Origin of the sequence: Chlorobium sp. KB01 (genome assembly GCF_001975465.1) — a bacterium.
Classification (GTDB): domain Bacteria; phylum Bacteroidota; class Chlorobiia; order Chlorobiales; family Chlorobiaceae; genus Chlorobium.
Window position 1 is genome coordinate 1 of sequence record NZ_MPJE01000010.1, and the last position, 10,003, is coordinate 10,003.

The 10,003-nt window shown below is 51.7% G+C and carries 10 protein-coding genes and 1 pseudogene; 10 read left to right on the forward strand and 1 reads right to left on the reverse strand.

The annotated features are described in order from the left end of the window. From BOO20_RS12810 to BOO20_RS00545, 7 genes and pseudogenes are all read left to right on the forward strand, one after another. Nucleotides 1-1,048: MBG domain-containing protein (locus BOO20_RS12810; protein ID WP_198935393.1), on the forward strand; the 1,048-nt coding region annotated here is incomplete at its 5' end. A 104-nt stretch (nucleotides 1,049-1,152) separates the two neighbouring features. Then, nucleotides 1,153-1,668: pseudogene (locus BOO20_RS00520) on the forward strand (bifunctional adenosylcobinamide kinase/adenosylcobinamide-phosphate guanylyltransferase). Nucleotides 1,669-1,860: 192 nt separating this feature from the next. Continuing rightward, complete coding sequence (cobT, locus tag BOO20_RS00525) at nucleotides 1,861-2,925, forward strand: nicotinate-nucleotide--dimethylbenzimidazole phosphoribosyltransferase (protein WP_076789223.1); 1,065 nt, start codon at nucleotides 1,861-1,863, stop codon at nucleotides 2,923-2,925. Then, nucleotides 2,925-3,683, forward strand: a complete 759-nt coding sequence (cobS, locus tag BOO20_RS00530; protein WP_076789225.1) for an adenosylcobinamide-GDP ribazoletransferase — start codon at nucleotides 2,925-2,927, stop codon at nucleotides 3,681-3,683. Before cobT ends, cobS begins: the two co-directional genes overlap by 1 nt. 34 nt (nucleotides 3,684-3,717) lie before the next feature. Then, nucleotides 3,718-4,899, forward strand: a complete 1,182-nt coding sequence (locus BOO20_RS00535; RefSeq protein WP_076789228.1) for an iron-containing alcohol dehydrogenase — start codon at nucleotides 3,718-3,720, stop codon at nucleotides 4,897-4,899. A gap of 287 nt (nucleotides 4,900-5,186) precedes the next feature. Continuing rightward, complete coding sequence (locus BOO20_RS00540) at nucleotides 5,187-5,435, forward strand: AbrB/MazE/SpoVT family DNA-binding domain-containing protein (protein ID WP_076789231.1); 249 nt, start codon at nucleotides 5,187-5,189, stop codon at nucleotides 5,433-5,435. Continuing rightward, the gene (locus tag BOO20_RS00545; protein WP_076789233.1) at nucleotides 5,432-5,830 is read left to right on the forward strand and encodes a PIN domain-containing protein; all 399 of its coding nucleotides are present in this window, start codon (nucleotides 5,432-5,434) and stop codon (nucleotides 5,828-5,830) included. Before BOO20_RS00540 ends, BOO20_RS00545 begins: the two co-directional genes overlap by 4 nt. A 22-nt stretch (nucleotides 5,831-5,852) precedes the next feature. On the opposite strand, the gene BOO20_RS00550 is transcribed toward BOO20_RS00545, so the two are convergent. Then, nucleotides 5,853-6,311, reverse strand: coding sequence for an SET domain-containing protein-lysine N-methyltransferase (locus BOO20_RS00550; RefSeq protein ID WP_076789238.1), 459 nt, complete (start codon nucleotides 6,309-6,311; stop codon nucleotides 5,853-5,855). Between the two features lie 243 nt (nucleotides 6,312-6,554). Here BOO20_RS00550 and BOO20_RS00555 point away from each other — a divergent pair, with 243 nt between their 5' ends. From BOO20_RS00555 to BOO20_RS00565, 3 genes are all read left to right on the forward strand, one after another. Further along, nucleotides 6,555-7,016 (forward strand): hypothetical protein, encoded by a 462-nt coding sequence (locus BOO20_RS00555; RefSeq protein WP_076789241.1) that lies wholly within the window; start codon nucleotides 6,555-6,557, stop codon nucleotides 7,014-7,016. After that, nucleotides 7,016-7,756: an ABC transporter ATP-binding protein gene (locus BOO20_RS00560; protein ID WP_076789243.1), complete on the forward strand. Its 741-nt coding sequence runs from the start codon at nucleotides 7,016-7,018 to the stop codon at nucleotides 7,754-7,756. Before BOO20_RS00555 ends, BOO20_RS00560 begins: the two co-directional genes overlap by 1 nt. A gap of 8 nt (nucleotides 7,757-7,764) precedes the next feature. Further along, a partial coding sequence (locus BOO20_RS00565; RefSeq protein ID WP_076789246.1) for an ABC transporter permease occupies nucleotides 7,765-10,003 on the forward strand: 2,239 nt, incomplete at its 3' end.

Consider the following 10,003-nt stretch of genomic DNA (forward strand, 5'->3'; position numbering starts at 1 on the left):
GGACAAGAATGTCGGAACATCCAAAGCGGTAACGGTAAGCGGCAATACCATAAGTGGCAGTGATGCTGGCAATTATACGCTGCTGCAGCAGAGTGGACTTGTTGCGGATATTACGAAGGCCAATCTGACGGTCACGGCTAATGATGTGAGCAAGAAGTATGGTACGGTTCCGTCCTTAACCCTTTTCTCGATCAGCGGACTGATCGGCAGCGAAACAGTCGGCAGTGTAACGCTGACAAGCGCCGGTTCTGCTTCAACAGCTTCCGTTGCAGGCAGTCCATACCCGATTACTCCAGGTAATGCCGAGGGCGGAACCTTCTCGCTGAGTAACTATACGGTCAGTTATGTGGACGGCAAGCTGCGGGTTGAGGATATTCCGCAGACCGTTATCCCCACTATCACGGTTACAATCAATGTTCCAAGTGTCGTTCCGGCAGGCATAACAACAAAGCTACCTTCCGGCACGATGTCGATTGGTCAGACGCTTTCAAATTCGACAGCGACATCATCATCATTGTCGCTCTCATTACCTTCGGCTACAACGGTAGCATCTGCAGGAACAACCGGTGGGGTTGTGCAGGAGAATCAAACGAGTGGTGTCACGAACTCCGGTATGCAAAACAGTAACAGTAACAGCAACACTCAGACGGTTGCTGATACCGGAAGTACAACGGCTGTGACGAGCGGCACTACTAACCAGGGATCGGATATCAATCAGGCGAGTCTTCCTCTTGGCGGGACGGCATCAGCCGGCGAAACTCAGGCACCGTTTACGGGAGTGATCAATGTTTCTGTCGGAGGAAAGCTCGTTCGCCAGTCACAAAACGCTGTTATACCTCTGCCTGATAATGTTACAAGGGGTCTTTCAAAGGGGACGGGAAACGAGAAGGTTACCCTGGATAATGGGGCGCCTCTCCCGTCATGGCTTCAGTATGATTCCGCAAGCCGTTCTTTCAAAATCATCAGTCAGCCTGAGAAGTCTTTCAATATCAAGGTTCGGGTGCAGGATAAAAACAGGAGTTGGGAAGTGAATCTCTCCAGCTCCTGATCGGCTGATCAGCGGCAAAGCGTACAGGGAGTCATAAGGGTGTTGAGATTTTTGGATGTGATCTTGAGCGTTATTCGATTAAATTTTAATTACATATATAGATGATGAACAAGGTAATGTATGTCACGGGAGGGGCGAGGAGCGGCAAAAGCACATTTGCCTTGCAACTGGCTGCTGACTACCGGAACAGGGTGTTTGTTGCGACGGCTGAGCCGTTTGATGATGAGATGCAGCATCGTATCGGCAGGCATCAGGAGGAGCGGAGCAACCGGTTTATGACACTGGAGGAGCCCCTTTTTCCGCAGCGTGCTTTCCTTAATCTGCCTCTCGGTACTGATGTTGTCCTGTTCGACTGTCTGACGATGTGGACACGAAATCTTACGCATCATTTGGAAGATCATCGGGCGATTGATGAGCAGATCGCTCATTTTCTTGATGTTCTTCAAAAGCCGCCCTGTGATGTTATTCTTGTATCAAAAGAGATCGGTATGGGTGATTTGCCGGATAGTGCCATCTCCCGTCAATTCCGGGATGCAGCCGGTATGATAAACTAGAAGGTAGCCGCCATAGCCACAGAGGCCTGGTTGCTCTGCAGCGGCCTCTCGGTTCGGCTGAAATAACGGCAAGGGAGAGTGCAGTGAAAAAGGGGCTGAAGTAATCTCAAGAGTATGGCAGCCAAAAAAGGGGGGGGCTTACGCCGCCTCCTTTTTTTTTGTATCTTGTCCGGCACTTCAGGACATGAACTCAGTACACTCTGTTTGAATCTGTAAAGAACAGTATCACAGAACAACGTAAATAGATTGCTATATCCTATGCATAACGAGTTGCTGCAACTTTTGAGCGCTATCCACCCTGCTGATCCGGCGCTCAGAGCCCCGGCGCAGGCACATCTTGATGACCTTACCAAACCGCAGGGGAGTCTTGGCCGACTTGAGGAGATTGCCCTGAAATATGTGCTGGCGACAGGCAAGCTTGATCCGGAGCTTTCAAAAAAGAAAATCTGTTGTTTTGCTGCCGATCACGGGGTTGCTGCAGAAGCTGTTTCGGCTTTTCCGGCAGAGGTTACGCCCCAGATGGTCTACAATATGCTCAGCGGCGGAGCAGCGATCAATGTGCTTTCACGTCATGCCGGAGCTGATCTGGCGGTTGTTGATATGGGTGTCAATCATGACTTTCCGGACACACCGGGGCTTCTGAAATACAAGGTTAAACCGGGGAGTGCCAACATGGCATCAGGTCCGGCCATGAGTGAGGAGGATACCTTGCAGGCGCTGCTTCGCGGAGCATCAATAGCTGGCGATGCTTATGATGCAGGTTACCATATTCTTGGAACCGGCGAGATGGGTATTGCCAACACCACTCCGGCAACGGCACTCTACGCTGTTCTTCTCGGTGTTCCGGTTGAGAGCATAACCGGCAGGGGAACCGGCATTGATGATGAACGCCTCCAGCATAAAATTGAGGTTATCCAGAGGGCACTTGCGATCAATGCTGCCCGTTGCACAGCGCCATTCGAAACGCTTGCCGCACTCGGCGGCTATGAGATTGCCGCCATCACCGGTTTTATTCTCGGAGCTGCCGCCCTGAAACTACCCGTTGTAGTTGACGGCTTTATTTCGTCAGCCGGAGCCGTTGTTGCCCTGAAGCTCTCTCCGGCAGTAGACGACTACCTCTTTTTCAGCCACACCTCCAATGAGCAGGGGCACAGGGTTATCATGCAGAAGCTTGGCGCAAGGCCGATTCTTGATCTCGATCTCCGGCTTGGCGAAGGAACCGGTGCAGCTCTGGCCATGCAGCTTATTGAGGCATCCGTTAAAATCTATAAAGAGATGGCAACCTTCAGTTCGGCGAAAATCAGTGAAAAAAGCGGGACCTGATGCTGAGAGCCCTGGTTTCAGCCATACGAACGCTGACGGTTTTCTCTGTTCCCGGACGGGATACCGACAGCTTCAGTAAAACGCTTTTCTGGTTTCCCCTTGTCGGGCTTCTGCTCGGTGTGCTGCAGGCGCTGATCGGTTATGCCGCTCATCTCTCGGGATGGAATGAACTGGCGGCCGCACTTGTTGTTCTCGGTGGAATTAGCCTGACCAGAGGGATGCATCTGGATGGACTTGCCGATCTCTCGGACGGCTTCTGGGGTGGCAGGAGCAGGGAGTCGGTATTGAAGATCATGAAGGATCCTCATGTCGGTTCCTTTGGTGCCATTGCACTCTCTTTGCTGCTTCTGCTTAAATGGATTGCTGTGCTGAAACTGATTGAGCTCGGAGCATTCACCTTTATTGCTGCCGGCGTGCTGCTTGCCCGTCTGACGCAGGTGGTTCTTGCTTCAGCGCTCCCTTATGCCCGCCGAGAGGGTGGGACAGCCCACGCTTTTGTAACCGGTGCCGGATGGACGCATATATCGGTCGCTTCGCTCGTTACCCTGCTCTTTCTTTTCCCGTTGCTCCATCAGGATATGGCCGCGCTCTTTCTATTGCTGGCAGCCTCAACTGCTGCTGGAGGGATGACCGGGCTGTTGAGCTATAAAAAGATCGAAGGGGTTACAGGTGATGTTCTTGGAGCCGCCAGTGAGTTGACCGAGGTTTTTGTCTGGATTTCGGGGGCACTCTACCTGTTGTTGAGTGGAAACGGTTGATACCCTTTTTTCAATACGTCAAGGTAGTGCCGAGATGAGTGAACAGGATTTTTCCCTTCTTCCGCTTCCGGCCATTCACTTTGGAGCGGGCCGGATCTCCTTGCTTCCGGAACTCGCTGCTCCATTCGGCAGAACAGTTCTGGTTGTTACCGGCGCTCATGCACTCCGGCACTCGGGTCATTTTACCGGGCTTATCGAGAGCCTGGAACAGAGCGGGTTGATGATAAACCATCTTGCCGTTGATCGTGAGCCCTCTCCTGAACTGGTCAACAGTGCGGTTTCCAGCTTCAGGGCCTGTTCCGTGGACGCGGTTCTTGCCATCGGAGGAGGGAGTGTTCTGGATGCGGGCAAGGCAATTTCGGCAATGCTGCTCCAGACTCTTCCGGTTGAGCGGTTCATAGAGGGGCAGGAGGCCTTTACCGCTCATGACGGCAGGAAGGTTCCTTTTATAGCCGTTCCCACAACCTCCGGCACCGGCAGCGAAGTTACCAGTAACGCCGTCATCAGCAGGGTAGGAGCCGGCGGTTTCAAGCGCTCTCTCCGCCATCCGGCGTTTGTTCCCGATATTGCCCTGATCGATCCGGAACTCATGCTCACACTCCCGGAAGCGATGACCGCCGCTTCAGGAATGGATGCCTGCACCCAGCTGATTGAGGCATATACATCGCCTTTTGCCTCACCATACACTGACGCACTTGCAGTCATCGGTCTTGAACGCTTCAGCCGCTCCTTTCCCGGTGTCTGTGCCGAGCGAGCTTCTGATATTGGCGCAAGAGGCGATCTTGCCTTTGCAGCCCTTATGTCGGGTATTGTGCTTGCCAATGCAGGGCTTGGTATTGTGCATGGATTTGCTTCATCTGTAGGCGGACTTGTCAACATACCGCACGGCACACTCTGTGCAACACTTCTTCTTGAGGCGACCCGAGAGAATATTGCCACCCTGCATCAGCTTGACCGGAACCATCCGGTTCTGCATAAATATGCCAGAGCGGGAGCCCTGCTCTCCGGCTCTGCATACGGGGATGTTCATTCCGGATGTGAAAAACTGCTTGAGAGGCTTGAAGCCTGGCAGGAGCAGCTCCGCTTTCCGCGCCTGAGCCGTTACGGACTGGCGCCCCGCGATATTGACCACCTTGTTTCTATCACCCGATGCAAGAGCAATGCCGTACTGATTGATGAGGCGGCGATGAAGAGAATTCTCTCAAAGCGCTTGTAATGCAGGCGCCACTATAAATCTATTCCGCGATTCGATTGTTTCGTTGGTCGGTGCTCGGTGCTCGAAATCCTCAAGTACTGCGTGTACATTCCGGTTTCTGCGCTCCGGCCGCCTCGCACTCAAACCGCTCACGACAATTTATAGTGATGCCTGAACGTTGTTCCAGGGAGATTCGGACAGTAATATCTCGTGATTGCGGATATGTATTTGTTTGATGTTTGTTTTCTTTTCGGTTAAAATTCCTTACCATGAAGTAAGATATAATTTGAATGGTAAGGAGAGATTTTATGGTAATCGCAACAATGACGAATAAAGGGCAGGTGACTATTCCTAAAACAGTGAGGGATACTCTTGGTCTCCACTCCGGTGACAAGCTTGAGTTCTCATGTGAAAAGGGGGGGAGGATTGTTGTGACGCCGATCAAAAAGAGTGTTGATGATCTTTTCGGCAAGTTGTTTGATCCTGAAAGGAAAGCACTTTCAATTCAGGAAATCAATGATGTTGTTCGACTGAAATTCAGACAGCAGGTTCGGTGAAAGCGCTTGATACCAACATTCTTGTGCGATTTCTTGTGCGTGACGACAAGGAGCAGGCAGATAAGGTATACCGGTTGTTTAAGGCTGCCGAGGATGAAAAAACGGTTTTTTATGTTACTGTTCCAGTATTGCTTGAGCTGATATGGGTATTGGAATCTGTTTATGCAATAAAACGTCGAGACCTTCTTGATGCTCTTTCTGAACTGTTATTGCTTCCCATTCTTCTCTTCGATTCGCAAGCGTCCGTCAGGTCTTTTATTTCAGATGCCCGGCATAATAATCTTGATCTGTCGGACCTGTTGATCGCCTTTGACGCAGCCGTGTCCGGTTGTGAGCAGGTATTGACTTTCGATAAAAAAGCAGCCAAATCATCGCTTTTTGAACTGCTTTCGTAATCATTGGCTGTTGTTTTTATTTTCACCCCTGACGGGTTGCCCACCACTCGTCACCGTAGTTGTAGAAGAGCTCCTCACCCTTTTCAATATCGCGCAGAGCATAGAGTATCAGTTCAGGTCCGATATCCGTCTCTTCAAGATAGTATGCAACATTGGGTGTGAACGAGTGGTTGAAGAGCATGCCGTTACCCATGACCACCAGGCGTGAGTTTTCCCGGTTCCCGTAGAATACGTAGTTCAGAAGCTCTCCGCCGATATCTTTGTCCGTTACCTCAAGCGCCGGGCAGCGCTCGATCACCGCACCATTCATGATCTTATTAGAAGCAAAAGCACCCCGTCCGCTGACGCTTGAGGCTGCAATGGCAACATTGTGCTTCATTGATTGCTTCCCTCTTTTATTGAAGTACCGGCTGATCAAAAAACCGGAGAACATACCCGCACTGAAGAGGAGGGCTGTGAGAAGGGGGGAATTGAGATCCATAGGCGTATAGAATTGTCCTTGTAGAAGTGGATGTTACAAAAATCCCGGCATAATTATACAGTTTCAGCGCTCATGAAACCCGCTTCATTTTACAAATCAAGTGTGCAAAGCAGTAAAAATATCGGATTTCGCTGCTCATGAACCCGAGCGGGTTTTGTATTTTATCAGAAACGGCAGTCTTCGTTCAGAACGCATGCACCTATGCGGCTTTTAATAATCAAGGGCACTGTTCAAGGGGATGTCATGAAACGAGTAGTGATCACCTTTCTTCTTCTGCTTTTTTGCGGCAGAGCTTATGCAGCAAACTATGCAAAAATCGAGTTGAGGGATATCCAGGGCATGTTTGGCGGACAGGAACTGACGCTCAGGGAGAACGGTGAAGTTATAACAAGTATAGTCAAGCCTTTCAAAAACAGACTTTATGAAAAGAGATATTCCGGTCGTCTGAATTTTCCGGAAACAGTTTCCGCGCTCGACCTGCCACAGCTTGAGCGTTACAAGGAGACTTTGAGGGAGGGTATGCCTGATGAGTCCCGCCCGACCATCTGCGTTGTGATGAAAACCGGCAATGTTCTGAATTATGCGAAATGGGCGGAAGAGTCCGATGAATATTTTGACCGGGTATACAAGCGGCTTTTAAAGCTGGTTCGTTCAAAAACCGGGCGACTGGTTTACAGCGGTTACTGGTCCGGATATTCAAAATAATGGCTATGCACGCCGACAGATCCGGCATTGGTGAATCACAGGCTGTGCTCCGGATCAGCGATCTGTCAAAATCCTACATCATGGGAGAGGTGCAGGTCGATGCGCTGAAACATGTATCCCTTGATTTTTATGCCGGTGAGCTGGCCGTGCTGCTCGGTGCTTCCGGCAGCGGCAAATCGACCCTGCTCAATATTATCGGCGGACTCGATACACCCACCTCAGGCAAGCTTTTTTTTCATGGCCGGGAGATTACCGCCGCTACGGAAGCGGAGCTGACGGCCTACCGGCGACGCTCAATCGGCTTTGTTTTCCAGTTCTACAATCTGATTTCAAGCCTCTCCGCACTTGAAAACGTACAGCTGGTTACCGAGATTGCTGAAAATCCGATGAAGGCCGATGAGGCGCTTCGTCTGGTTGGGCTGGGTGACCGGCTGAACCATTTTCCCGCGCAGCTTTCCGGAGGGGAGCAGCAGCGGGTAGCCATTGCAAGGGCTGTAGCCAAGCGGCCGGAACTGCTTTTATGCGATGAACCAACTGGTGCGCTTGATTTTCAGACCGGGAAGCTGGTACTTGATGTCATTGAAAACGTCAACCGTGAACTCGGCACAACAACCCTTGTCATTACCCATAACGCATCCATCGCCGGTATGGCTGACCGGGTGGTTCGCCTTCGAAGCGGCGAGGTTTCCGAAGATCGCAGGAACCTGACCCGGGTATCCCCTTCGGAACTTGTCTGGTAGAGGCCGGGATGAAGCAACTTCAGAGAAAACTGCTGCGCGACCTGCTGCGTCACAAAGGTCAGATGTTCGCTGTGGCGGCTGTTGTTGCCTGCGGTATCTCCGTGTTTGTCTCCATGAGCAGTGTGAAATATTCGCTTGAGGCCTCCCGTGAGCGCTACTACAGCCGTTACCGGTTCGCAGATGTATTTCTGCAGGTCAAGAGTGCCCCCGAGTTTTATCGGGAGAGCGTGAGCCGAATCCAGGGGGTTGCATCAGTCACTACCCGGATCACAACTGATGTTACGCTTGATGTTCCGGGTCTTGACGAACCGGCGACAGGCCGCCTGGTCTCGATTCCCGACTATCGGGGGATTCCGGTGCTGAACGATCTGTTTCTGAAAAAAGGGCGCTACATTGAACCGGGAAAGCCTGAAGAGGTGATTGCGAGCAAACCCTTTCTTGAAGCCAACAATCTTGTGCCGGGCGACCATATCGGTGCGGTGATCAACGGACATAAAAAAGAGCTGCTTATCGTCGGCATGGGACTCTCCCCGGAATATATCTATGAGGTTCAGCCGGGAGCCTTTTTTCCGGACAAACGGCGGTTCGGCGTTTTCTGGATGAGCCGCAAGGCGCTTGAATCTGCGCTTGACATGACCGGAGGGTTCAATGACCTCTCACTCACACTGGCTCACGGTGCTTCGGAAAAGGACGTTATCATGCAGCTTGATAACCTCTTCCGGCGATATGGTTCACTCGGAGCATACGGGAGGAGCGAGCAGCTCTCCGACCGCTTCATTGTCGACGAAATCAAGCAGGTCGGCATCCAGATAACCTTTCTTCCTCTGGTCTTTCTTGCTGTTGCGGTCTTTCTGCTCAACATTGTGCTTCGTCGTATCGTCGCCACCCAGCGTGACCAGATAGCCGTGCTCAAAGCGATGGGGTACTCCAATGAAGATGTCGGTCTGCACTATCTCGGTTTTGCCATGATTCCTGTTGCCGTTGGTGCCGTTGGCGGCACAGCTCTCGGAGCCTGGCTCGGCCGAGGGCTGATGAACATCTATGCGGATTTCTATAATTTTGCCGAACTGGTCTATTACTTCCGAATTGAGGATGTGGCCCTCTCGGTCATTCTGAGCCTCAGTGCAGCTCTTTTCGGAGCACTTGGTGCAGTCCGCAGTGCCGTTCTGCTTCCGCCAGCCGAAGCGATGCGTCCCGACTCTCCGGTTATCTACAAACCGGGTCTCTTTGACCGTGAACCGCTTCGTCATAAAATGCCGGTACCGGTCAGGATTATTGTCCGGAACCTTGAGCGGCATCAATGGAAATCAGCGCTGTCGGTGCTCATGATCTCTCTTGCCGTTGCCATTCTTATTGCCGGCCGTTACACCTACGATGCGGTCGACAGGATGGTTCAGGTGGAGTTCAGCCGGAAACACTGCGAGGATGTTACCGTTATTTTCAATGATCCCATGCCGCCTTCGGTTGCCTATGCATTTGCTTCTCTTGACGGGGTGCTTGAGCACGAATTCTACCGTGAGGAACCGGTCAGAATGAGTTTTCTTCATCGATCCCGCCGGCAGACCATCAAGGGTCTGGAGTCGGCTGTGGGGCTGCAGCGGCTGGTTGACAAATCAAACCTGCAGGTCAATCTTCCGCAAAACGGCATCCTCCTGACCACCACTCTTGCCGACATACTCGGTGTAAGGCCGGGCGACAGGCTTCAGATTGATTTTCTTCAGGGAAAACAGCTTCATCGCGAGCTTCTTGTCGGCGGCACAATCGATGAAATACTCGGCCTTTCTGCCTACATGAACATAGCCGAGCTGAACCGGCTGGCAGGAGACGGAGGAGCGCTGAATGCCGCCTATCTGCGCATAGACCAGCTCAAGGGAGCGCAACTCAACACCACCTTTAAAAAAATGCCCGGAGTTGCAGGAATCATGATGCTGAAAGCGCTCAAGGAGAGTTTCGATGAACTGATAGCAAGAAGCATGACCACCTCCACAATCATTCTTACCACGTTTGCCTGCGTGCTTGCCTTTGCCGTGGTCTACAACGGAGCGCGTATTTCGCTTTCCGAACGGGCACGTGAACTCTCAAGCCTGCGGGTGCTCGGCATGACCAAAGGAGAGATATCGTTTATTCTGCTCGGCGAACAGGCACTTCTTACTCTTGCCGCCATACCGGTCGGTTTTCTGATCGGTATTCGGAATATGTCAACAAAGATGTCGCATTATTTTAAAAAAAATCAATCAACTTTGTCCG